This is a genomic window from Sphingopyxis sp. SE2 (genome assembly GCF_032227185.1).
Taxonomy (GTDB): domain Bacteria; phylum Pseudomonadota; class Alphaproteobacteria; order Sphingomonadales; family Sphingomonadaceae; genus Sphingopyxis.
The window spans coordinates 2,434,869-2,458,754 of record NZ_JAPMXW010000001.1; the positions used below are offsets into that span (position 1 = coordinate 2,434,869).

Annotated in this window: 26 protein-coding genes; 9 read left to right on the top strand and 17 right to left on the bottom strand. The window is 65.1% G+C overall.

Going from position 1 to position 23,886, the window contains the following annotated elements:
• Positions 1-43: 43 nt before the first annotated feature.
• Positions 44-568, bottom strand: coding sequence for a hypothetical protein (locus tag OVY29_RS11515; protein WP_037555998.1), 525 nt, complete (start codon positions 566-568; stop codon positions 44-46).
• 526 nt (positions 569-1,094) lie between these two features.
• On the opposite strand from OVY29_RS11515, the gene OVY29_RS11520 reads away from it, so the two are divergent.
• Positions 1,095-1,787, top strand: a complete 693-nt coding sequence (locus tag OVY29_RS11520) for a helix-turn-helix domain-containing protein (protein WP_037555997.1) — start codon at positions 1,095-1,097, stop codon at positions 1,785-1,787.
• A 73-nt stretch (positions 1,788-1,860) separates the two neighbouring features.
• On the top strand, positions 1,861-2,613 hold the full coding sequence (locus OVY29_RS11525; RefSeq protein WP_313911437.1) for a MerR family transcriptional regulator: 753 nt from the start codon (positions 1,861-1,863) through the stop codon (positions 2,611-2,613).
• Here the strand turns inward: OVY29_RS11525 and queA are convergent.
• From queA to OVY29_RS11550, 5 genes are all read right to left on the bottom strand, one after another.
• Entirely contained in the window at positions 2,592-3,638 is a 1,047-nt protein-coding gene (gene queA, locus OVY29_RS11530; RefSeq protein WP_313911438.1) for a tRNA preQ1(34) S-adenosylmethionine ribosyltransferase-isomerase QueA, read from the bottom strand. The two genes, OVY29_RS11525 and queA, sit on opposite strands and share 22 nt — an antisense overlap.
• Before the next feature lie 24 nt (positions 3,639-3,662).
• Entirely contained in the window at positions 3,663-4,469 is an 807-nt protein-coding gene (locus tag OVY29_RS11535; protein ID WP_037555994.1) for a peptidylprolyl isomerase, read from the bottom strand.
• An 87-nt stretch (positions 4,470-4,556) separates the two neighbouring features.
• Entirely contained in the window at positions 4,557-5,063 is a 507-nt protein-coding gene (coaD, locus tag OVY29_RS11540; protein WP_037555993.1) for a pantetheine-phosphate adenylyltransferase, read from the bottom strand.
• Positions 5,063-5,983, bottom strand: a complete 921-nt coding sequence (locus tag OVY29_RS11545; protein ID WP_081933112.1) for a polyprenyl synthetase family protein — start codon at positions 5,981-5,983, stop codon at positions 5,063-5,065. The genes coaD and OVY29_RS11545 overlap by 1 nt, the downstream gene beginning before the upstream one ends.
• Positions 5,984-5,988: 5 nt before the next feature.
• A complete protein-coding gene (locus OVY29_RS11550) occupies positions 5,989-6,252 on the bottom strand; it encodes an exodeoxyribonuclease VII small subunit (protein WP_037555991.1) in 264 nt (87 codons plus the stop codon).
• A gap of 73 nt (positions 6,253-6,325) precedes the next feature.
• Between OVY29_RS11550 and OVY29_RS11555 the strand changes: the two genes are divergently transcribed.
• From OVY29_RS11555 to OVY29_RS11575, 5 genes are all read left to right on the top strand, one after another.
• On the top strand, positions 6,326-6,979 hold the full coding sequence (locus tag OVY29_RS11555; protein ID WP_037555990.1) for a hypothetical protein: 654 nt from the start codon (positions 6,326-6,328) through the stop codon (positions 6,977-6,979).
• Between the two features lie 131 nt (positions 6,980-7,110).
• Positions 7,111-7,407 (top strand): hypothetical protein, encoded by a 297-nt coding sequence (locus tag OVY29_RS11560; RefSeq protein ID WP_037555987.1) that lies wholly within the window; start codon positions 7,111-7,113, stop codon positions 7,405-7,407.
• A gap of 82 nt (positions 7,408-7,489) precedes the next feature.
• Entirely contained in the window at positions 7,490-9,745 is a 2,256-nt protein-coding gene (purL, locus tag OVY29_RS11565) for a phosphoribosylformylglycinamidine synthase subunit PurL (protein WP_313911439.1), read from the top strand.
• 102 nt (positions 9,746-9,847) lie between these two features.
• Entirely contained in the window at positions 9,848-10,582 is a 735-nt protein-coding gene (locus OVY29_RS11570; RefSeq protein ID WP_037555984.1) for a DUF72 domain-containing protein, read from the top strand.
• Between the two features lie 273 nt (positions 10,583-10,855).
• Positions 10,856-11,050 (top strand): endonuclease domain-containing protein, encoded by a 195-nt coding sequence (locus tag OVY29_RS11575; RefSeq protein ID WP_235211543.1) that lies wholly within the window; start codon positions 10,856-10,858, stop codon positions 11,048-11,050.
• Positions 11,051-11,118: 68 nt separating this feature from the next.
• Here OVY29_RS11575 and OVY29_RS11580 read toward each other — a convergent pair whose 3' ends face one another.
• Positions 11,119-11,898, bottom strand: a complete 780-nt coding sequence (locus OVY29_RS11580) for a Coq4 family protein (protein WP_037555983.1) — start codon at positions 11,896-11,898, stop codon at positions 11,119-11,121.
• 155 nt (positions 11,899-12,053) lie between these two features.
• Between OVY29_RS11580 and OVY29_RS11585 the strand changes: the two genes are divergently transcribed.
• Complete coding sequence (locus OVY29_RS11585) at positions 12,054-13,307, top strand: DUF418 domain-containing protein (RefSeq protein ID WP_037555981.1); 1,254 nt, start codon at positions 12,054-12,056, stop codon at positions 13,305-13,307.
• A 122-nt stretch (positions 13,308-13,429) separates the two neighbouring features.
• Here OVY29_RS11585 and OVY29_RS11590 read toward each other — a convergent pair whose 3' ends face one another.
• From OVY29_RS11590 to OVY29_RS11635, 10 genes are all read right to left on the bottom strand, one after another.
• Complete coding sequence (locus OVY29_RS11590; RefSeq protein WP_200880192.1) at positions 13,430-13,834, bottom strand: Hpt domain-containing protein; 405 nt, start codon at positions 13,832-13,834, stop codon at positions 13,430-13,432.
• 116 nt (positions 13,835-13,950) lie between these two features.
• Positions 13,951-14,178 carry a sulfurtransferase TusA family protein gene (locus tag OVY29_RS11595; RefSeq protein WP_037555979.1) on the bottom strand — a complete coding sequence of 76 codons (228 nt, stop codon included), beginning with the start codon at positions 14,176-14,178 and terminating at the stop codon, positions 13,951-13,953.
• A complete protein-coding gene (gene der / locus OVY29_RS11600; protein WP_313911440.1) occupies positions 14,168-15,553 on the bottom strand; it encodes a ribosome biogenesis GTPase Der in 1,386 nt (461 codons plus the stop codon). Before der ends, OVY29_RS11595 begins: the two co-directional genes overlap by 11 nt.
• Positions 15,554-15,726: 173 nt before the next feature.
• Entirely contained in the window at positions 15,727-17,076 is a 1,350-nt protein-coding gene (locus OVY29_RS11605) for a PQQ-binding-like beta-propeller repeat protein (RefSeq protein WP_037555977.1), read from the bottom strand.
• A 1-nt stretch (position 17,077) separates the two neighbouring features.
• Positions 17,078-17,851 (bottom strand): tetratricopeptide repeat protein, encoded by a 774-nt coding sequence (locus OVY29_RS11610; protein ID WP_037555975.1) that lies wholly within the window; start codon positions 17,849-17,851, stop codon positions 17,078-17,080.
• Positions 17,852-17,990: 139 nt separating this feature from the next.
• Entirely contained in the window at positions 17,991-18,854 is an 864-nt protein-coding gene (gene panB / locus OVY29_RS11615; RefSeq protein ID WP_037555974.1) for a 3-methyl-2-oxobutanoate hydroxymethyltransferase, read from the bottom strand.
• A 77-nt stretch (positions 18,855-18,931) separates the two neighbouring features.
• A complete protein-coding gene (locus tag OVY29_RS11620) occupies positions 18,932-19,861 on the bottom strand; it encodes an aldo/keto reductase (RefSeq protein ID WP_037555973.1) in 930 nt (309 codons plus the stop codon).
• Entirely contained in the window at positions 19,858-20,934 is a 1,077-nt protein-coding gene (locus OVY29_RS11625) for a glycerophosphodiester phosphodiesterase (protein ID WP_081933111.1), read from the bottom strand. Before OVY29_RS11625 ends, OVY29_RS11620 begins: the two co-directional genes overlap by 4 nt.
• Entirely contained in the window at positions 20,931-21,281 is a 351-nt protein-coding gene (locus tag OVY29_RS11630; protein ID WP_313911441.1) for an ArsC family reductase, read from the bottom strand. Before OVY29_RS11630 ends, OVY29_RS11625 begins: the two co-directional genes overlap by 4 nt.
• 55 nt (positions 21,282-21,336) lie before the next feature.
• On the bottom strand, positions 21,337-22,014 hold the full coding sequence (locus OVY29_RS11635; protein WP_235211545.1) for a Crp/Fnr family transcriptional regulator: 678 nt from the start codon (positions 22,012-22,014) through the stop codon (positions 21,337-21,339).
• A 268-nt stretch (positions 22,015-22,282) separates the two neighbouring features.
• On the opposite strand from OVY29_RS11635, the gene OVY29_RS11640 reads away from it, so the two are divergent.
• Positions 22,283-23,656, top strand: a complete 1,374-nt coding sequence (locus OVY29_RS11640; protein ID WP_037555970.1) for a class II 3-deoxy-7-phosphoheptulonate synthase — start codon at positions 22,283-22,285, stop codon at positions 23,654-23,656.
• Positions 23,657-23,886 lie beyond the last annotated feature (230 nt).

A 23,886-nucleotide genomic window follows, 5' to 3' on the forward strand; every position in this document is an offset into this window, starting at 1 on the left:
ACTCTTCCGGCTACCGTCCGCGGTTCGCCCGCGGACGAATTCGCTAAATCGGGGAAACGGTGATCGTGATCGTCTCCGAATATTCGCCGGCGAGCAGCCCGGCTTCGCCCGAAGGCTCGCCGAGTTCGACCGCCAGGCGCATACCGTCGGTGGCGATGCCTCCGTTGCTGGAAATGACGCCGCCCGCCAAAAGCTGACGGCTGTTGAAGGACCGGCTCACCACCTGCTGCGACGGCAGTCGCACCGGCATTTCGACGGCCAGATTATAGGGAAGGACACCGCTGTACGGGCCCTGTCCGTTCGGCATCGTCGTGTGGGTCAGGCCACCGCGAGCGCCCTTGATCGTCATCGTGAAGGGGACGTTGCAATCGAACGCGACGCGCGTTTCGATGCCGAGGCCGCGGCGTTCCAGATTGCCGAAATCCATGTCCTGGATGCTGCCCATCGCGCAATGCTGGCGGATGGCGCCGCTGACCGCGATGTCGAGCGATCGGACGTTCTGGATTTCTTTCGCGTTCGCAGGCACGACGACAGCCGCCGCGGCGAGCGCAAAGAGCATGAACCTCATGACTCAATCCCCCAAAAACCAAACGGTTTCCGGTCCCGCACTGCGGATGACCTTGAGGCATCCCCCGATGCCCAGGAGAGTCACGACCCGACTCACCCCCCTTCCGTTAAGAAAAACTTAATACAGAGGTTAAGTTAGGTTCACACCCATAAAATTGGGCCGATGGAAAATCGGCCGGATGTCGATGCCCTTCAATTTCTAAGGAAATACTGAATTTTGGCGGCTGTCGAGGGTTAATTGCACCCGCGCGCCAGCGATCCCGAGCCTAGCAGCGTCCAAAATCGGGACAAGGCGCTATAAAATCTTAACTTAATATTTCGATATAGGTTAACTTTTAGCAGATCGGCAAATCGAAAATCGCCGGAAATCCGCGGAAAGACGGCGCTTGACCGGTCGCAATCGGCGCACGCTTCGGCTCGCGTGCAGCGGATCGATCTTGCTGAGCCATATCCCCGAGCGCATGGCTCCACAGTGTGCCCCCACCCTTAACCACTCCACAACCGATTGCCCCGCATAGGGCTGGCCCATGCCCATTCACGCGATGATCGAACAGGAAAAGGACGCCGCCGACGGAGCGCGCGGCGCCGCGCGCATGCACATGCGGCTGGAAACCTCGGGGTCGCTCGATGGCGATGAGGGCGCCACCGTCATCATTCACAATTTGTCGGCCACCGGCATGCTGATCGAAACCACCTCCGATCTCGAGATTGGCCAGCGGATCGCGGTGAGTTTGCCTGAAACGCCCGACTGCACGGCGACCATCGTGTGGCGCAGCGAGGCGCTCGCCGGTTGCCGTTTCGACCGGCCGATCTCGCGCGCCGCGCTCAGCGCCGCGCAGCTCCGCAATCCACTTCCGCAGGACGTCGATCCCGCCACCGTCGCGGCGGACAGCGAGTTGCTGGCCGACCGGCTGCTTCGGTTGCGGCAGGAACGCGGTCTCAGCCGCGTCGAGCTGTCGAACCGGACGGGCTTCAGCAAGCCGAGCATCTGGGCATGGGAAAGCGGCAAGACGATGCCGCGCCGCAGCAATCTGATCGCGCTCGCCGACGTGTTTGGCGTATCCGAACGCGAGCTTCTTGCCGGAGCGCCCGCCGCCGCTTCGACCGAACCGTCGGTGACGACGAACCGGCTGCATGAACTGATCGAGACGAGCCGCGAAGCAATTGCCATGCTGGCCGGCGTAGAGCCCGGCAAGGTCCGGATCACGATCGAATATTAGGCGCGCGCAAAAAGGCTTGACCCTCACGCTGCGTCATCCCCGATAGGTCCGTCCCGCGATGAGGAGACGGTGAATGCGGACGGTTCGGCAAGTGGCGAAGGCAGCGGGTACCAGCGTCAGGACGCTGCATCATTATGATGCCATCGGCCTGCTGAAGCCCGGCCATGTCGGCACCAACGGCTATCGCTACTACGGCAGGGAGGAATTGCTGCGGCTGCAGCAGATCCTCTTTTACCGCGAGCTCGGCCTGCCGCTGGCAGAGATCGCCGCCGTGCTCGACGATCCGGCCTTCGACCCGCTGGCCGCACTGCATGAGCATCGCGCGGCGCTCGAAGGCCGGATCGGCCATTACCGGACCCTCATCCGCACCATCGATCGCACGATCGCATCATTGGAAAAGGACGAGGACATGAACGACAACGACTATTACGCCGGCATCGCTCCCGAAACGCGCGACCGCTGGCAGCGCGAGGCCGAGGAATTTTGGGGCGAGGATGCTGTCGCAGCCGCCCAGGCAAAGGCACGGACGTTCAGCAAGGATCAGGTGGCCGCGATTCAGGCGGAAATGGAGGCGATCCGCGCCGATTTCCAGCGCCTGTTCCGCGAGGGCGTCGATCCCGCGTCCGACGCGGTGCAGGCGGTGACCGACCGCCATTATCGCTGGGTCTCGCACAGCTGGTCACCCGACGCCGCGGCATTCAAGGGCCTCGGACGCCATTATGTCGAGAACCCGGAATTCCGGGGTACCTATGACGATGCGGAATTGCCGGGATGTCCGGAGTTTATTGCCGAGGCGATGGCCGTTTATGCGGACCGGTCGCTCTGACGCGGCAGCAACAGGCTCGCGTCGCCATAGCTGTAGAAACGATAGTCATGTGCAATGGCGTGCGCATAGGCCGCCTGCATTATGTCCAATCCCATCAGCGCGCTGACCAGCATGAACAAGGTCGAGCGCGGCAGGTGGAAATTGGTCATCAGCCCGTCGATCGCCTTGAAGCGATAGCCCGGGGTGATGAAGATCGCGGTGTCGCCCGCGAAGGGTGCGATCGTGCCGTCATCCTGCGCCGCGCTTTCGAGCAGGCGCAGGCTGGTGGTGCCGACCGCGATCACGCGGCCGCCCTTCGCACGCACCGCGTTCAGCCGCGCGGCGGTGTCGACGTCGATCCGTCCCCATTCGGCGTGCATGACATGATCGTCGGTGTCGTCGGCCTTGACCGGCAGGAAGGTACCCGCGCCGACGTGCAAGGTCAGCGTCTCGGTCGCGATCCCGGCGGCCGCGAGTGCTTCAAGCAGCTTCGGTGTGAAGTGCAGTGCGGCGGTGGGCGCTGCGACCGCGCCATCCTCGCGCGCGAACATCGTCTGATAGTCGCTGCGGTCGTCGGCATCGGTCGCGCGCTTGCCCGCGATATAGGGGGGCAGCGGCATCGTGCCCGCACGTTCAAGCAGCAGCTCGACCGGCTCGTCGCCGGCGAAGGCAAGGACGAAGCTGCCGTCGGCCAGCCTTTCCTCGGCGACCGCTTCGACTCCCGATCCGAAATCGACACTCTCGCCCACGCGCAGGCGCTTGGCGTTGCGCACGAACGCCTGCCAGCGGCGGAGGTCGATCCGCTTGTGCAGCGTGGCGCCGATTTTCGCGTCGCCTCTACGCCCCTCGAGCTGGGCAGGGATCACGCGCGTATCGTTGAAGACGAGGCAGTCGCCGGGGCGAAGCCACGCCGGCAGGTCGCGCACCCCGGCATCCCTGATGTCCCCGCCATCGACGACGAGCATGCGCGCCGCATCGCGCGGGCGTGCGGGGCGCAGCGCGATGCGCTCACTGGGCAGTTCGAAATCGAAGGCGTCGACGCGCATGATGGTTCGCGCGCCTCCCCGGGATTACTGGCTGATCGGGGCGTTGAGCTCGTCAGCCGTCACGGTGGGCACCACGGCCGGCGCGGGCACAGTCTCGGTCAGCATCGATGCCGGCGGCATCGGCTTGTTGTCGGCAGCGACCGAAACCTGGACCATGCGCGACATCACTTCGGGCGGCTCGCCCTTATGAATCGCATCGATATATTGCATCCCGGACACGACGCGGCCGAAGGCGGTGTAGCGGCGGTCGAGCGAGAAGCGCGGCTGGAGCATGATGAAGAACTGACTGTTCGCGCTGTCCTCGCTCTGCGCGCGCGCCATCGACAGGGTACCGCGCAAATGCGGGGTCGGGTTGAATTCGGCCTTGAGGTCGGGAAGCTGCGAGCCGCCCTGCCCGGTCGCGGTCGGGTCGCCCGTCTGCGCCATGAATCCGTCGATCACGCGGTGGAACTTGATCCCGTCGTAAAAGCCCGCGCGCGCAAGCTGCTTGATGCGCTCGACATGGTTCGGCGCGACGTTGGGGTAAAGCTGGATCACCACGCGCCCGCCCGTCGAGAGGTCGAGGTTGAGCATATATTCGGGGACGCCCATATATTGCTCGGGCGGCATTGCGGGGACCGCGGGCGCTTCGGCCGCCGGCGTCCCGTCGGCCGCCTCGGACGCGGGGGCGGGCGTTTCGGCCGGCGCCGGAGCGGGTGTTTCCACCGGCGGCACCGGCTGGCTTCCTTCGGGGTTCGGCGAGGGTGCGGGCGGCGCTTCCTGCGCTACGGCGGCCGTCGCGAGACCGAACGCCATCGCCGTCAAAACCAAAGGGCGGAAGGAAGATTTCATGCTGGATCGGCCTTTGTGTAACATTCCGGAATTGCGCCCCGTCCGGCGCGCCCTAGCTGGAAAAAGCTGAACGCTCAATGGATGGTATCACCCTTCGCCCTGGCGAAGGCCGCGTTCGGCGATGCGCGTGGTAACCGCCTCGCGCACCGCGGGGGTCACGAATTTATGGATGTCGCCGCCGAAGATCGCAATTTCTTTCACGAGCCGCGACGCGATCGGCTGCAAGCCGACGTCGGCCATCAGGAATATCGTCTCGATCCGGTCGTTGAGTTGCTGGTTCATCCCCGCCATCTGATATTCATATTCGAAATCGGCGACCGCGCGCAGCCCGCGCACGATCACGCTCGCACCCTCGCGCGTCGCAAAATCCATCAGCAGCGAGTTGAAACCGACGACGCGGATATCGCCCTCGATTGCCGCGACCTCGGCTTTCACCATCGCGATGCGTTCGTCATCGTCGAACATCGGCGATTTGGTGATGTTCGTCGTCACCCCGATGACCAGCCGGTCGACCAGCTTCGCGCCGCGGCGGATGATGTCCATATGGCCGAGCGTGATCGGATCGAACGTGCCCGGATAAACCCCCACCCGCATCAACGGTCCCTTTCCACGACATAGCGCGCGATCGCACGCAGCAGCGCCGCCTCTTCGCCGAAGCCGGCGAGGTGCTGGATCGCCTGATCGACGAGCAACGTCGCCTGTTCGCGCGCGCGCTCCAGCCCCATCAGCGTCACGAAGGTCGCCTTGCCCGCCGCTTCGTCCTTGTGCAGCGCCTTGCCCGCGAGCGCCTCGTCGCCCTCGACGTCCATGATGTCGTCGGCGATCTGGAAGGCGAGTCCGATGTCGCGCGCATAGCCGCGCAGCGGCCGACGGCCCTCGGCAGGAATCCGCGCGAGGATCGCCCCCGCCTCGACCGAAAAGGCGATCAGCGCGCCGGTCTTCAATTGCTGGAGCCGCGTCACCGTTGGCAGGTCGAAGTTCGACGTTTCGGCGGCGAGATCCATCATCTGCCCGCCCGCCATGCCCGCCGGCCCGGCGGCACGCGCGAGTTCGCAGCACAGCTCGCCGCGCACGAAGGGGTCGGCGCTCGTCACCGGGTCGCACAGCCATTCGAAGGCGAGGGCGTGGAGCGAATCGCCCGCAAGCACCGCGGTCGCCTCGTCGAACGCCTTGTGCACCGTCGGCTTGCCGCGGCGCATGTCGTCGTCGTCCATGCACGGCAGGTCGTCGTGGATCAGCGAATAGACGTGCATCGCCTCGACCGCCGCACCGACGCGCAAGGTCAGCGCGCGATCGACATGGAAAAGATCGCCCGCCGCGCGGACGAGTAGCGGCCGCAGCCTTTTGCCGCCCGCGATCGCTGCATGGCGCATCGCTTCATAGAGCGGTCCGCGCGGATCGGCGGGCACGGGCAGCAACTGGTCGAATAACCGGTCGATCCCCGCCACGACCTCGGCCTGGGTCGACAGCAGCAATTGCGTGCCCCGCGAAAGCTGGTCGTCCGCAAGCGCCATGGGGATCAGCCTTCGCCGAAGGGGGTGGTTCCCGTGGGCCGGCCATCGGCGCCCAGGCTGACCTGCTCGATCCGCGCCTGCGCCGCCGCCAGCCGCGCTTCGCAATGGCCGCGCAGCGCATGGCCGCGCTCGTAAAGCGTGACCGATTCCTCAAGGCTGACGTCGCCGCTTTCGAGCCGCCGCACGATCGTTTCGAGCTCGCCCATCGCGGCTTCGAACGACAGCGAGGCGATGTCGGGAGCGACAGCGGGGTCGGGGGTATCCGTCATGGCCCCTGCTTTGGCCCCTTCGCCCCCATGTGGTCAAGCTTGACGTGGTGATTTTGCCCTATAGCGTCGCGCCATGTTCATCGGCCATTTCGCCCCGGCGCTCGTCGCCGCGGCCCGCCCACGAGCGGCGGGGCTCGGAACGCTGTTCGTCGCGGCGCAGCTTGTCGACATCGGCTTCGCGCTGCTGCTGATCCCGGGAATCGAAGCGATGCGTATCGTCCCCGGCATCGCCGCGATGAACCCGATGGACCTCCACCACATGCCCTATACGCACAGCCTGCTCGGCACGCTGATATGGGCGGTCGCCTTCGGCCTTCTGGTCCAATTCGCCACGAAGCGGCGCGAGGCTGCGATCGGCGCCGCGCTGGTGGTCGTCTCGCACTGGTTGATCGACCTTCTCGTCCATATCCCCGACCTGACACTCTATGGTGCACCGCCGAAGCTGGGCCTCGGACTCTGGAATCATCCGATGGTCGCGATGCCGCTGGAAATACTGCTGATCGGTGGCGCCTTCCTCTATTATGCCCGCAGCACCGAAGCCTCCGCGGGCAATCGCCGGCTGTGGATTCTCGCCGGACTTCTCGCCTTTGCGCAGGCGACCGACTGGTTCGGCCCGAAGGAGCCGGTCTATTCGCCCGCCATCCCGGCGACGATGCTCTTCGCTTATGCTCTGCTTGCCGGTACCGCGGCTTGGGCGGGAGCGGGCCGGCGGCGCCTTACCCGCTGACCCCTTCGCTTCAGCGCAATCACGCTTCTGTTTTTTGCAATTGCTGGCGCGCGCCTCGCCCGCCATGTTGCACCGCACAAGAAGAGAGGGGCTCGAAGGCAAGTTTTGTTCAACCGACAAGGACTTGCACCATGAAAAAATTCATTCTCCCCGCCCTCGGCCTGATCGCGCTGGCACCCACCGCCGCGCTCGCCAAGGACGAAGCGGTCAAGCGTTTCGAGCATGAAGGCTCGACCTACAGCTATACCGTCACCAAGGTGGGCGACACCCGCGTGATCAGCGGCTTCGAGGAACGCACCGGCAAGCCGTTCACGCTCCGCGTCGGCGCCCGTCGCGTCCGCGGCACCGTCGGCTCGCAGCAGGTGAGCTTCGCGCTCCGCGACGTCGAACCGCTCAAGAACGAGCCCGCCACCCTCGCCTCGCGCTGACCGATCTCTCCGACGCAGACCCCATGATGTTTTCGCATCATGGGGTCTGTTCGTTTTGCCCGCGCGCGGCTAAAGGCGCGCCATGACTCAGACAGCAGCCGCGCCCGCCTCCGTCATCACTCCCGAGATCGTCGCCGAACACGGCCTCTCGCCCGAAGAATATGAGCGGGTCCTCACCGCGCTCGGGCGCGAGCCGAACCTCGTCGAACTCGGCATCTTCTCGGTCATGTGGTCGGAGCATTGCAGCTACAAAAGCTCGCGCCTCCATTTGAAGAAACTGCCCACCGAAGCCCCATGGGTGATCTGCGGTCCCGGCGAAAATGCCGGCGTCATCGACATCGGCGAAGGCCCGGACGGCAAGAAGCTCGCCGCGATCTTCAAGATGGAGAGCCACAACCACCCGTCGTACATCGAACCCTATCAGGGTGCGGCGACCGGGGTCGGCGGCATCCTCCGCGACGTCTTCACGATGGGCGCGCGCCCCGTCGCCAATCTCAACGCGCTACGTTTCGGCCGCCCCGACCATCCGAAGATGAAGCATCTCATCTCGGGCGTCGTCCACGGCATCGGCGGTTACGGCAATTGCGTCGGCGTCCCCACCGTCGGCGGCGAGGTCAATTTCCACAAGGCCTATGACGGCAATATCCTCGTCAACGCGATGACCGTCGGCGTCGCCGAACATGACAAGATCTTCTATTCGGCCGCATCGGGCGTCGGCAATCCGATCGTCTATGTCGGCTCGAAGACCGGCCGCGACGGCATCCATGGCGCCACCATGGCCAGCGCCGACTTCGGCGAGGATGCCGAGGAAAAGCGCCCGACCGTACAGGTCGGCGACCCCTTCACCGAAAAGCTGCTGATCGAGGCGTGTCTTGAGCTGATGGCGTCGGATGCGATCGTCGCGATTCAGGACATGGGCGCCGCGGGCCTCACCTCGTCGTCGGTCGAGATGGCGTCGAAGGGCGGCGTCGGCCTCCACCTCAAGATGGACGATGTGCCGCAGCGCGAAACCGGCATGACGGCGTACGAGATGATGCTGTCGGAATCGCAGGAACGCATGCTGATGGTCCTGAAGCCCGGCAAGGAAGAATTTGCGAAAGCGATCTTCCACAAATGGGAACTCGACTTCGCCGTGATCGGCACCGTCACCGACACCGGCCGTATGGTGCTCGAACATCATGGCGAGATCGTCTGCGACATCCCGCTCGCGCCGCTCGCCGACGACGCGCCGCTCTACGACCGGCCGCACGTTCCGACGCCGAAGCAGGCCGAGCTGACCGACATCCCCGAGACGAAGGACGTCGCCGCCGACCTCAAGACGCTGATGGGCACCCCCGATATCGCCAGCCGCCGCTGGATCTGGGAACAATATGACAGCCAGGTCGGCGCCGACACGGTGCAGACCGGGGGCGACGCCGCGCTCGTCCGCATCCACGGCACCGACCGCGCGCTCGCGATGTCGACCGACTGCACCCCGCGCTATTGCTACGCCGACCCGGTCGAGGGCGGTAAGCAGGCGGTCGCCGAGACGTGGCGCAACATCAGCGCGGTCGGCGCGACCCCGCTCGCGATCACCAACTGCCTGAACTTCGCCAATCCGCAGCGTCCAGAAATCATGGGGCAGATCACCGGCTGCCTCGACGGCATGGCGCAGGCGTGCCGCGCGCTCGACTATCCGATCGTGTCGGGCAACGTCAGCCTCTACAACGAAAGCAAGGCGACCGGCGGCGGCAGCGCGATCCTGCCCACCCCCGCGATCGGCGGCGTCGGCGTGATCGACGACCTCGCCAAAGCGGTCGGCATCGGCTTCAAGCGCACCGGCGACATCGTCCTCGCGGTCGGCGAACGCGCCGGGCACCTCGGCCAGTCGGTTTGGCTGCGCGAAATCCATGGCCGCGAAGAAGGCCCGCCCCCGCCGGTCGACCTCAAGGCCGAAAAGCGCACCGGCGACTTCATCCGCGGCGCGATCAACGCTGGCTGGATCACCGCCTGCCACGACGTTTCCGACGGCGGCATGGCGGTGACGCTCGCCGAAATGGCGCTCAAGTCGAACATCGGCGTTCTGGTCAGCGAAGAACAGCCGTTCGGCGTGGCCGAAAGCTTCTTCGGCGAGGATCAGGGCCTCTATCTCGTCACCGTCTGCGACACCTGCCTCGCCGACTTCCTCGACGCCGCGGGCCGCGCCGACGTGCCGGTCGATCCGGTCGGCCGCACCATCAAGGACCGCATCGTCTTCGAACTGCCCGAGAGCGACCATCAGGTGACGCTGGCGGAACTCCGCGAAGCGCATGAGGGCTTCTTCCCGAACCTGATGGGAGCCGACGCGGCGCTGGCTTAACAACCCACCTCGTCATTCCGGCGAAGGCCGGAATCTCGCCGGTGCGGTGTAACGCGACGATGATATCCCGGCCTTCGCCGGGATGACGGAGGTGTTGAAGTCATGAGCATCCATATCGGCGTCGGAGGCTGGACCTTCGAACCGTGGCGCGGCCCCTTCTACCCCGCCGGCCTCCCGCAAAAACGCGAGCTCGAATACGCCGGGCAACACCTGACGGGCATCGAGATCAACGGCACCTATTACGGCAGCCAGAAACCCGAAACCTTCGCCAATTGGGCCGAAGCCGTCCCCGACGGCTTCAAATTCAGCGTCAAGGCGTCACGCTTCACCACCAACCGCAAGGTGCTGAAGGAAGGCGCCGCCTCGATCGAGAAATTCCTGACGCAGGGGCTGACCAAGCTCGGCGACCGGCTCGGCCCGATCCACTGGCAATTCATGGCGACCAAGAAATTCGACCGCGACGATTTCGCGGGCTTCCTCGACCTGCTGCCCGACACGCAGGACGGCCTTCCGCTGCGTCACGCGATCGAGGTGCGCCATGAAAGCTTCCGCGATCCGGCCTTCATCGACTTGGCTCGCGAACGAAACATGGCGATCGTCTTCGCCGACAGCGACGAATTCCCCTGCATCGACGAACAGACCGCCGACTTCACCTATGCCCGGCTCCAGCGCAGTCAGGACGACGTCGAAACGGGTTACGACGATCGGGCGCTCGACAAATGGGCAAAGCAGGCGCGCGAATGGGCCAAGGGCGACCGCGACGTCTATATCTTCTTCATCGCCGGCGCGAAGGTCCGCAATCCGGCGGCGGCACAGGCGCTGATCGCGAAGCTATAGCACCGATCGCTCCGCAATGGTGCAATTCGCCCCGCCGAACAATTGACACAATCCTCCCCTTCGCGAAGCGTTGGGAAGGGGGACCGCGCCCGAAGGGCGTGGTGGAGGGGTCAAAGCGTGCCGGCAAGCAATCACGCCTACAAGAGCGCCCGACGGTTACGCCGCAAGATGTCGCTGCCCGAAGTGCTGCTATAGCAGATCCTGAGGAAGCAACCCGGCTATATCAAGTTCAGGCGCCAGCACCCGACCGGGCGATATGTTCTCGATTTCTACGTGCTGGAATTGAGACTCGGGATCGAGATCGATGGTGTTGCTCACGACATGAGCGATCGACCGGAGCGCGATGAGGCCCGCGCCGAATGGCTCGAATCGCAAGGGATAAGAATGCTGCGTATCCCCGCAAAGGATGTCCTCGCCGATCCAACCGCAGTCGCGGACAGCATCGTGCGGCGCTGTACCGAAAGGTAAAACCCCTCCACCCACCCGCTTCGCGGGCGGTCCCCCTCCCCATGGCTTCGCCAAGGGGAGGATCTGGATCAAGCCGCCGCGGCCTGCGCCGCGAGGAAGTTATAGGGATCGATACCGCGGTTGCGGTACGCGCGGTGCGCCTCCTCATAGAGCGTCGGCTTGGCGATGCCGAGACGCGCGCGCGCAGCTTCGAGCGGCTCGGCGAGCAGCGCGCGGATATCTTGTTCGATGATCGCCTTTGCCGCCTGACCGTGGCGCTGGCCCTGGCGGATCGCGCCGAACACCGGGGCGTTGCTCTTGACGCTGCGCTTCACTTCGTAACCGCCGGCATAGGCGATGAAGAAATTGCCGTAATTGCCCGTCTGGCCATAGGTGAAGCCGAGCACGCACTGTTCGCCGAGCGCGTCGCGGCCATAGCCGGTGAGGATGTGGAACAGGTCGTGCGTGTCGCGCAGGCGGTTCGAATACCATTGCACCTGATCGTCATATTGCGGGCGCCCCATCTTGTCGCTCTCGGCGACGAGGCCCGCGGCCGACAGTCCCTCGCGGCGCATGAAAGTGACATAGGCGTGGCCGACGCTGCCCTCGGGCAGCGCGTCGATCCAGCCATGATCGTCAAGCAGGTCGGGCAGATAGGGTTCGCGTTCCATCAGCTTCCGGCCGAAATCGCTTGTCACAAAGGCGCGCGCATCGTCCATGAAGCCCTTGCGCGGCAGATTTTCGAAGATGTGGAAGACCTGCTCGGTATCTTCCTTGTCCCTGATCAGCTTGCGGAAGTGCTGGAACGCCTTGAACGGACGGAACTTCTGCGGCTGGCGGTCGGGGTGGGAGAAGATGGTGGGGATCATGGCGGCTCTCGCTCGAATCAGGTGATGCTGCTGGAATAGCATTACTGACATAGATGTCAATAATGGTTTAACGCCGCCCGGCGACGTCAATAAACCGCTCGACGCTCTTCACCCCGCGCGATACCTGTCGGCCCTCGGCCGAAGGGGAATGGGGCATGGAAGCACAGGGGGCGGCAACGCGTTACGAAAGCCTCGACGCCATTCGCGGCGTTGCGGTGATGGGCATATTGGCGATGAATATCGTCGCCTTCGCCCTGCCCTTTCCGGCCTATGCGAACCCCGCCGCCGGCGGGCCGCCCGGCGGCGCCGATGTTGCGACCTGGTTCTTCAACTTCGTCTTCATCGATTCGAAGATGCGCGGCATGTTTTCGATGCTGTTCGGGGCGAGCACGCTGCTCGTGATCGACAGCGCCGCCGCGGCTGGCCGCAGCGCCGCGGGCGCGCATTATTCGCGCATGTTCTGGCTCGCGATCTTCGGCCTCATCCACTTCTACCTGATCTGGTTCGGCGACATCCTCTTCCTCTATGCGATGTGCGGGCTGCTGCTCTTCCTGTTCCGCAATCTTTCGGTGAAGGCGCTGCTGCTCTGGTCGGTCCCCTTCTTCCTGATCGGCATCGGCCTGCCCGCCAGCCTGTGGTCGATGCTCTCCATGGCGCAGGCAGGCAGCCTGCCGCCCGAGGCCGCGGCGGGAATGCGCGAGGCACTCGTTCAGATGAACGCCGACATGGGTCCGTCGACCCCGGCCTATGCGAAGGAAATGGCGCTTTATCTCGGCAGCTATGCGGGCATCGTCGCGCACCGCACGGGGGAGATGGCCGGCGACCCGCTCTTTTTCCTCGTCATGTTCGCTTGGGAAACGATCGGCCTGATGCTGATCGGCATGGCGCTGTTCAAGTCGCGCATGCTGACCGGCGAATGGGAGGCCGCCCGCTACCGCAAATGGGCGCTGATCTGTTTTCTTGTCGGCGTTCCGCCGCTGGCGGGCCTTGCCCTTTACCAGATGAACGCGGGATATGACGCGGTGGCGATCTTCGGATCGACGATCGCGCTGTCGGTTCCGTTCGATACGCTGATGACCGTCGGCTGGGCGGCGCTGATCATGCTGCTGATCCAGACCCGGGCGAGTGCCGCCGTACGCGCGCGTTTCGCCGCGACGGGGCGCATGGCCTTCACCAACTATCTCGTCACCTCGATCGTCATGACGACGATCTTCTACGGCTATGGGCTGGGCCTCTTCGGCAGCTTCGGCCGTCTGCCGCTCTATCTTTTCTGCTTCGGCATGTGGGCCGCGATGCTGCTGTGGTCGAAGCCATGGCTCGAACGCTATCAATATGGGCCGCTCGAATGGCTGTGGCGCAGCCTGTCGCGATGGCGCGTTCAGCCGATGAAGAAGATACACTCCGGCTGACGCCGGAAGCGGCACCGGCCCGCTCCCCCACCGCCCGAAGACGACGCGTGGCGTCGAAGGGCCTCCCATAGGCTACTATTGTTGGGAAGGCCGGGTGGGGGAGCGGGCCGGTGCCGCCAGAATCAGTAATTCACGGCGCGGCCGAAGCCCGCCGGGCGGCGCTGGACGAGCGGATTGGCTTCGCGCTCGAGCGCGGCCAGCGTTTCTTCGAACAGCCGGCGCAGGTCGACGACGCGCGGCAGATATTCGTCGGGACTGGTCTGGCTTTCGACGCAGGCCCGCGCGAACATCTCGATATCCTCGGCCAGCGCGCCGAGCTTCTCGCCGCCGAACTGGCGCGCTTCGCTCTTCAGCGTGTGCGCGGGCATGACAAGGCCGCGCGCGTCGCGGGCGCGCATCGCCTCTTCGATGGCGGCGACCGATTTGGTGCCGTCCTCACGAAAATAGCCGAGAATCCGTACGAAAGCGGCGCCCAACTGGGTGCGCGTCGCGCGGAACTCATCCCAATCGACCAGAATTTCGTCCAATGTTCCGTCCCTTGGTGTTCATATTCGGCCGTGGTCCCGGCCGTTCCATGCCCAATTTGGGTAAAAAAGACGTTACAATGACGGCGCGCGCGCGGCCAAAGCCGCCCCGTTTTGGATCAACCGCGCCGCACGCGCCAGCGCCCCGCGTCGGCCGAAGCCGCATCGCCTTCGATCAGCCAGCCATGTTCATCGGCCAAAGCGGCGACTTCGCGTCCCGCCTGCGGATCGTCGGCGATCAGCAGCACGTCGTGCGCGTCGCGCATCGCGCGGGCGAGGCGCAGTGCGGGCCAGGGGCAGCGCATCCCGCGCGCATCGACCGTCACCGGCGATGCGTCACTCGTCATAGGGATTGCGCGAATTGCGGAAGTTGAGCCGCACCGGCACACCCTGGAACCCAAGCTCCTTGCGCATCCCGTTGACCAGATAGCGTTCATAGCTTCCCGGCAGCGCGTCGGTGCGCGAGCCGAACACGACGAACGTCGGCGGGCGCGTCCGCGCCTGCGTGATATAGCGCAGCTTGATCCGCTTGCCGCCCGGCGCCGGCGGCGGGTTCGCCGTGACGGCGCCCTCGAACCAGCGGTTGAGCCGCGCGGTCGATACCCTGTTCGTCCAGATCTCGCGCTGCTCGAACGCGACGCGCACCAGCGTGTCGATGCCCTTCCCCGTCGCGCCCGAAATGCTGAGCACGGGCACGCCCTTGACCTGGCTGAGCCCGTCGTCGAGCGCGGTGCGGACGCCGTTGAACAGTGCCGAGGGGTCTTCGGCGATATCCCATTTGTTGAGCGCGACGATCAGCGCGCGCCCTTCCTGCAGCACCTTGTCGGCGATGCGCAAATCCTGCGCCTCGAGCCCTTTCGTCGCATCGAGCAACAGCACGACCACCTCGGCGAAATCGACCGCGTGCAGCGCATCGGCGACCGACAATTTCTCCAGCTTGTCGACGACCTTCGCGCGCTTGCGCATGCCGGCGGTGTCGAACAGCTGGATCTCGTGGACCTCGCCGTCCTTTTCCCATTGCCAGTCGACGCGAATCGAATCGCGCGTGATCCCGGCCTCGGGGCCCGTAATCAGCCGGTCTTCGCCGATCATGCGGTTGATCAGCGTCGACTTGCCCGCATTCGGACGGCCGACGATCGCCAGCTTCATCGGGCCCAGCGGCGCGTCCTCATCCTCTTCGCCGTCCGCCAGCGGAAGGGTTTCGGCCCCTTCGGCGCCATATCCCTCGACGATCGGGCGGAGCGCATCAAACAGATCGACCACGCCTTCGCCATGTTCGGCGCTCAATGCGATCGGATTGTCGAAGCCAAGCGAATAGCTCTCCATCAGGCCGTTTTCGCCCTGTTTCCCCTCCGCCTTGTTGACGAGAAGGATGATCGGCGTGTCCTCGCTGCGCAGCCAGCGCGCGATTTCCTCGTCGAGCGGGGTCACGCCCGCGCGGCCGTCGATCATGAAAAGCGCGGCATCGGCCTCGCGCACCGCCTTTTCGGTCTGGACGCGCATCCGGCCGGGTAGCGTCGCCGCGTCCTGATCCTCAAAGCCCGCGGTGTCGACGATGCGGAATTCGAGCCCGAGCAGCTTGCCGTCGCCCTCGCGCCGGTCGCGCGTCACCCCCGGCTGGTCGTCGACCAGCGCCAGACGCTTGCCGACGAGCCGGTTGAACAGCGTCGATTTGCCGACATTGGGCCGGCCGACAATGGCGATCGTCGCGTGTCGCGACATCAGGCAGTCCTCATTTCAAAGCATAAAGCGATAACAGGTCCGTATCCCCGAGCGAAGACGAGGGGCTCGTTCGAGCGAAGCGAGAACCTGCGTCGTTGCTGCCTCGACTTCGCTCGGCATAGCCCCTCGTCTTCGCTCGGGGATACGGAATAAATAACCGCGCGATGTTTCTATCAGCGCCAGGCCGTGATCGTCCCGTCGTCCGCAAGGACGTACAAGATGTTGTTCGCGACGACCGGCGACTGCGACAGCGACGAATCGAATTCGGTCGATCCGAGCAGCGAGCCATCGGTGGGCGAATATTCGGCCAGCGTCCCTTCGCTGTTGACCGCGATCAGCCGCCCGCCGGCCAGGATCGGTCCCGTCCAGCGGATCGGGTCCTTCTTCTTCTTTTCGGTTTCGACGCGGAAACGCGCGAGCTGCTGCAGCCAGCGGACCTTGCCCGACGAACGCGCGACGCAGAGCAGCTTGCCGTCGTCGGTCATCGCATAGACCCATTCGCCGACCACATAGGGGGTCGAAATACCCGCGATCGAGATTTCCCAGCTGCGCTGGCCGGTGACGAGTTCATAGCTCGCCATGCGACCGCCCTGGCCGAGCGCGAAGACATGACCGCGGTCGATGACCGGATCGGCATCGACGTCGGTGAGCGTCGACACCGACAGCGCCATCGAGGTGCGCGCGAGCGCGTCTTCCCACAGGTCGCGGCCATTCTCGTAACGATAGGCCTGCACTTCGCCCGACGAGAAGCCGGCGACGATCGTCCCCTGCCCCGCGGCGGGCGACGCCGCGCCGAACACGCTGCCGGCCTCGGTCGATGCCGTCGCCTGCCACTGCACCGCGCCATTGGCGGCGTTGAGCGCGTAAATCTGGTTGTCCTGGCTGATCACATAGACGCCGCCAAAGGCAATCGTCGGCGCGCCGCGCAGCGGGCCGGTTGGCTTCACCTTCCAGATCACCGAACCGTCGGCGGCGTTGAGCGCCGCGACGTCGCCGACGCCGCTCGTCGCATAGACGACATTGCCGTCGACCGCCGCGCCGCCGCCGAACAGCGAATCCTTGAAATCCTTGCCAGTGCTGCCGATCGCCGCGCTCCACAGCTTCGCGCCGGTATCGGCGGCAAAGGCCGAAACGACGGCATCGGTATCGACGACGAACAGCCGGTTGTCGGCGATCACCGGCGACGAGGCGAGACGCTGTTTGTTGGTGCTTCCCGCGATGCTCGCTTCCCACAGCTTCGCGCGCGTCGCGCCCAGCGCCGGATGCCCCATCGATTTCGAGGCATTGCCGCCCGACTGCGCCCAGGCCGCATTCACCGCGGGCTCGGGCAGCACGACCGCCATCGCGGCGGTGGCCGGATCGACCTTGATGCTGTTGTCGTTCGACAGAATCGACACGCGCTCGCCGACCGTCGGGGTCTTCGCCGGACCGTCGCCCTTGAACACGCCGCACGCCGCAAGCGGCAGCGCCAGCAGCGTCGCATAAAGTCCGTAACGCGCGCTGCGCATAATATCTGGCCGCATATTAATTGGCTTTCTCAGTCTTGCTGGCGGCCGCTGCCTTGGGCGCAGCATCGCCTTTCTTTTCGGCGGCGGCACTTTCCGCCGCCCTGTCGGTAACCGCATCGACACCGAGCATGCCCGCCATCTGCACCGAACGCGATTGCAGCGACCGCGTCACGTCGGGCGATTTGGCGATGCGGCCATAGAGCGCGCCGGCCTGGTCGAACTGGCCCAGCTGATAATGCGCGGTGGCCGACAGTTCGGCGGCGCTCGCGAACCAGCTCGACGCCGGATCCTTGGCATCGACCATCGGCTTCATTCGCGCGATCACCGTCTCGGGCTTCAGCGTGTCATATTCGAAAGCGGTCTGACGGATCAGTGCGAGGTCGCGCAGCGCCTGATCGAGCTTGGTGTCGGCGGCGACCTTGGCCATCAGCGCGGCGGCGGCCTTGAGGTCGCCGGCCTGCGCCTTGATGTTCGCTTCCTGCATCTGCGCGACCGCGCGATAGGCGGGGTCGCCCTCCACCGCGATCTTCTGCAATTCGGCGGTCGCGGCGCGCGGCTGGTTGGTACCGAGCTTTTCGAACGCCGCGATCAATTCCTCGGCCTGCTCGCCGCGCGCGGCATCCTGCCGGTGATCCCAGAAGAGATAGCCCCCGAACGCCAGCAGCGCGGCGACCACGCCGCCGATGATCCACCGGCCGTAACGCTGCATGATCGTGTCGAGCCGGTCCTTGCGGACGGCTTCGTCGACTTCCTGCAACAGCGCAGCGTCATTCGTCGGGCTCAGGGCCAATCAAACCTCCATAACTCAATAGCGGCGCTGGGCCGGCCCGCTTCCTTAGCGATGGCGCGGGGAAAGGCCAAGCGTTTCACTTTGGGTCGTCGCCGCGCCGTCGGCCAGCACCATCAGCCTGCGCCATCAACCTGCGCCATCAACCTGCGTAGGTCTGATCCTCGGTCGGGAATGAACGGGACCTGACTTCGTCGGCATAGTCCTTGACCGCAGCCTCGACGACGCCCGCCATATTCCCGAAACGCTTCACGAATTTCGGGACGCGTTCGAACATGCCGAGCATGTCGTCGGTGACGAGAACCTGGCCGTCGCACTGCGCCGAAGCGCCGATCCCGATCGTCGGGCAATCGACCTTGTTGGTGATCTCGATCGCGATCGATTCGAGCACCCCTTCGATAACGATCGAAAAGGCGCCGGCCTGCGCGACAGCAACGGCGTCTTCGACGATCGAGCGCGCTTCCTCCTCGCTTTTGCCGCGCACGCCATAGCCGCCGAGGATGTTGACCGCCTGCGGCGTCAGCCCGACATGGCCCATCACCGGGATGCCGCGCTGGGTCAGGAATTCGATCGTCGGGGCCAGCACCTTGCCGCCCTCGACCTTCACCGCCGCGGCGCCGGTTTCCTTGAGCAGCCGCGCGGCATTGTCGAACGCCTGCTCGGGGCTCCCCTCATAGCTGCCGAACGGCATGTCGACGATCACCGCGGCATGATAGCTTCCGCGTACCACGGCGGCGCCGTGCAGCGCCATCATGTCCATCGTCACACCGACCGTGTGCGGCAGGCCATAAATCACCTGCGCGAGCGAATCGCCGACGAGCAGCATGTCGCAATGCGGATCGAGCAGCTGCGCCATGCGGACGGTATAGGCAGTGAGCATCACGAGCGGCTCGCCGCCCTTGCGCTGACGGATACGCGGCACCGTCAGGCGCTTCATCGGCTGCGGCGTCGGATTGGCGCGGCTCGTCGATGTGTCGAGGGTGAGCGTTTTGGGGAGCGTGGACATGGCGCGAGGGTTTAGCCGCTAAAAGAGCGGCGCGAAAGCGCGAAAGCCCGTTTTTGTTGCAGCGCAGCGAGGGCGCGTCAGGCCGCGCTCAGCGCCGCCAGATGATCTTCGCTGAGTTTCAGAGCAACGCTGCCTATGAGCTCGTCGAGCTGCGCCACCGTTGTCGCGCTCGCGATCGGCGCCGTCACGCCCGGCTGCGCGGCGACCCACGCCAGCGCAATCTGCGACAGCGTCGCGCCGGTCTCGGCGGCGATGGCGTCCATCACCGCGAGCACCGCCGGGCCTCTTCCTTCGAGATAGGGTTTGACCCGGGCCCCGCGCGGACTCTTGCCGAGGTCGCCGGGCTCACGATATTTGCCCGACAGATAGCCCGAGGCGAGGCTGAAATAGGTGACGACGCCCAGCCCCTCGTCGATGCAAAGCTGCTGCAAGGGCCCCTCATATTGCGTTCGGTCGAGCAGGTTGAGTTCGGGCTGCATCGCGGTGAAACGTGGCAGACCCTTGTCGTCGGCCAAGCGCAACGCCTCCGCCAACCGTTCCGCCGAATAGTTGGATGCGCCGATCGCGCGCACGATGCCCGCGTCGACCAGCTCGGCAAAGGCGCCGAGTACTTCGTCGAGCGGCACGTCGGGGTCGTCCTTGTGTGCGAAATAAAGGTCGATGACGTCGGTGCCGAGCCGGTCGAGCGACCCTTGCACGGCTTCGCGGATGCGGTCGGGCTTGAGGCCGCCGGGCATCATGCCGACCTTGGTCGCGATCAGGACCTTGTCGCGCGCGCCGCTTTCCTTCAGCCACGCGCCCATCATGCTTTCGGACTCGCCGCCCTTGTGCCCCGGGACCCACGCCGAATAGACGTCGGCGGTGTCGATCATCCCGCCGCCATGCTCGACGAAGCGGTCGAGAACGGCGAAGCTCGCCTCGCGATCCGCCGTCATGCCGAAGACGTTGCCGCCAAGCACGAAAGGGCGGATCGACAGGCCGCTTTGGCCCAGCGCGCGTTCGGTCATCGCGAAACTCCTTTTTCAACTGCGACCACCGCCTCGCGCGGGTTGTCGCTGAATAGCCCGTCGACGCCCGCGGCGAGATAGGCGTCGATCTCGCCCGCCAAATCGCCATGGCCCGATGGATTGATACTGGCCTTGTCGCCGAGCGGCAGGAAGTAATTTTCGCGGCGAAACGTCCAGGGATGCACCCTCAGCCCCGCGGCGTGCGCATCGCGCACCAGCGCGGTCGGCTTGCCGAGCCGGCCGAGCGTGGCGCGCGGGATCACCATCGCCTTGTTCGGACCGATGCCGTCGGCATAGGCCGCAACCATTTTCAGCCCCGACGGCGACGCCATGGCGGCATAGCTGGTGCCGGGCCGATCGGCGGGCCCGCCCTCGACGTCCATCAACTGGATCAGCGGCAGGTCGCTCTTCGCGCGCAGGTCGATCAGATTGCCGACCTCGAAACTCTGGATGAACACCGGCGCCGTGCGGCCGCGATAGCCGAAGCGACCCAGCATCGCGAGCAGAGGCGCCTCGTGCGGCAAGCCGATCGCGACGAAATAGCTCGGGTGCTTGGTTTCGGGATAGACGCCGACGAGCCGGTCGCGATCCTTGTTGACCTCGGCGAGCAGCGTGAGGATTTCTTCGAAGGTGGGGATTTCGAACCGCCCGTCATATTCAGTGCTGCGCAGCTTGGGCAGCCGCTCACGCGCGCGCAGCGTCTTTAATTCGGCGAGGGTGAAATCCTCGGTGAACCAGCCCTCGACCTTTTGTCCGTCGATCGTCTTCTCGGTCTTGCGGTCCGCGAACTCGGGATGGGCGGCGACGTCGGTGGTCTCCGAGATCTCATTTTCGTGCCGCGCGACGAGCACGCCGTCCTTGGTCAGCACGAGGTCGGGCTCGATGAAGTCGGCGCCCTGCTCGATCGCGAGCCGGTAGCTCGCGAGCGTATGCTCGGGCCGCTCGCCCGATGCGCCGCGATGCGCGATCACGATCGGCGGCTGTCCGTCGAGGGTCGGCTGCGCGGTCACGACGTCAGCCGTGCAGCCCGTGGACAGCATCAGCGCCGCCACGGCCATGAGCGGCCGGATCATGCGCCAAACCGCGCCTGCCAGTCCGCAGCCGAAAAGCCGACGCTCATGTCGTCACCGGCTTCGACGACCGGCCGCCGGATCATTGCCGGTTGCTCGAGCATCAACGCCTTCGCCGCGGCGGCATCGAGCCCCTGTTTCTGCTCCTCGGGCAGCTTGCGAAAGGTCGTTCCCGCCTTGTTGAGCAGCTTTTCCCATCCGAGCGCGTCGATCCAGCCCTGCAGCCGCGCCGCGTCGAGCCCGTCCTTGCGGACATCGTGAAAACGATAGGCGACGCCCTGCTCGTCGAGCCAGCGCCGCGCCTTCTTCACCGTGTCGCAGTTCGAAATGCCATAAAGAATCATCGTCATGGGTCAAAACCTAGCAGGCACGGATTGCAGATTCGAGGCCGCGAAGCGGACGCGCTCAAGAAATCGGGGGCGGGTCCGCGATGCGCGTGTTCGCGCTGGCGAGTTTGCCGCGAAGCGCGCGGGCGAAGCCCTCGTGGAGCGCGCCCGCGATCGCCGGATTGGCGGCGAGATAGGCGCGCAGCGCCGCCGCGGGTACGAACCACAGCCGCGCGTTGCTGCCGAGCACAACCGTGCCTGTCGCATGGGCGCCGTCGAGCGCGGTCGCTTCGCCGATCAGCGCGCCGCCCGACAATTTCCCGACCTCGACGCCGTCGCGCAGCACCGCCGCCTGTCCCTCGGCCAGATAGAAGAGGCTCGGCGCCGCCTGATTCTCGCGGATCAGCACTTCGCCGCGCTTCGCCGAGATCCAGTGCCCCTGGTCGATCAGATCGCGCGCCGCCCCCGCGCCCAGCCCCGTGAAATGCTCGCGCCTCAGCGCCTCTTCCTCGGCCGAAAAGCTGATATTCGTTCCGCGCAGCCACAGGCGCGCCAATATGCCGATATTGACCGCCAATATCGCGAGCACGAGCAGGCTGTAGCCGAGGTCCGACCCGCGAAAGAGTGTCAGCGGCAGCGCGACGAAAGCCGCGGCGGCAAGGCCGACGCGCGCATAGTCGATGCGCACGACGAAGCTCGTCGCCAAAAGGAGGAAGAGCGCCCCATAGAGGAACCACGCGGAATCGAAATTCGTCACAGCCAATCGCTCGCATCCCGACCCCGCCCCGCATTGGGGCCTCGGTCATTGGGTGGTTGACGTTACCGATAGCCAAAAACCTTGGATACGCGCGCCCATCGCCGCATCAAGGTCCGTAATAAACTATCAGTTCCTGGCCCTGAAGAAAAGCATAGGTGCGCAAATGTCACGATAATGCTAATTTTCGACTTTGGTCGTGCCGGAAACATTGCTTCGGCGCGTCATAGGCGCCATGTGGCGCTCGATTCGAACGCGAAAAGACAGGCAGATGACGAAAAATTGGCAACCGCATAGCTGGCGCTCGCACGAGGCCCGCCAGCTTCCCACCTATCGCGACGCCGATGCGCTCGCGGCGGCCGAACGCGAACTCGCAAATTATCCGCCGCTCGTCTTCGCGGGCGAAGCGCGCGAACTGACAAGCGAACTCGCGCGCGTGGCGGAAGGCAAAGCCTTTCTGCTTCAGGGCGGCGACTGCGCCGAAAGCTTTGCCGAATTTCATCCGAACAATATCCGCGACACCTTCCGCGTCCTCCTCCAGATGGCGGTCGTGCTTACCTTCGCCTCGAAGATGCCCGTGGTGAAGCTCGGCCGCATGGCGGGCCAGTTCGCCAAGCCGCGCTCGGCCGACATGGAAGAGATCGATGGCGTGTCGCTGCCGAGCTATCGCGGGGACAACATCAACGACATCGCCTTCGACGCCGCGGGCCGCGAGCCCGACCCGCAGCGCATGGTCAAGGCGTACAACCAGTCGGCGGCGACGCTCAACCTGCTGCGCGCCTTCGCGAACGGCGGCTATGCGAATTTGCACCAGGTCAACGCCTGGACGCACGACTTCATGGACCGCAGCCCGTGGGCGAAGAAATATCAGGAAACCGCCGCGCGCATTTCCGAAGCGCTCGCTTTCATGGAAGCATGCGGCGTGACGCCCGAAACCGTCCCGCAGATCAAGGGGACCAGCTTCTACACCAGCCACGAGGCGCTGCTGCTTCCCTATGAACAGGCGCTCACACGGCAGGACAGCCTGACCGGCGGCTGGTATGACACCTCGGGCCATTTCCTGTGGGTCGGCGATCGTACGCGCTTCGAAGGGTCGGCGCACATCGAATATCTGCGCGGCATCGGCAATCCGGTCGGGATGAAGTGCGGCCCGAGCCTCGAGCCCGATGCGCTGCTGCGCCTGCTCGACACGCTGAACCCCAATCATGTCGCGGGGCGCATGACGCTGATCACGCGCTACGGCCACGACAAGATCGAGGCGCATCTGCCCAAGCTGGTGCGCGCGGTGAAGGAATCGGGGCATCCCGTCGTCTGGTCGTGCGACCCGATGCACGGCAATGTCATCAAGACGCCTAACGGTTACAAGACGCGCCCGTTCGATCGCATTCTCGCCGAAGTGCGCGGCTTCTTCGCGGTGCACCGCGCCGAGGGCACGCATGGCGGCGGCATCCATATCGAAATGACCGGCCAGAACGTCACCGAATGCACCGGCGGCGCGATGGACGTGACCCAGATGGATCTGGCCGACCGTTACCACACCCATTGCGACCCGCGCCTCAACGCGGGGCAGAGCCTCGAGCTTGCTTTCCTGCTCGCCGAAATGCTCAATCAGGAAATGGCGGATCGCGCGAAGCAGGCGGCTTGATTTAACGGCGATCCTGTCTTTTCAAGCCTGCGACAAGTACGGCGGGCTTCAACCGATAGTTGTCATAAGATCCTCCCTGTGCCGCAGGCATGGGGAGGTGGCAGCGCGAAGCGCTGACGGAGGGGCTATGACGCGAGGTTGAGCCCCTCCACCATCGCCTGCGGCGACGGTCCCCCTCCCCATCGCTACACGACAGGGAGGATTTTCAACCGCCGCTCTCCACCTCTAAA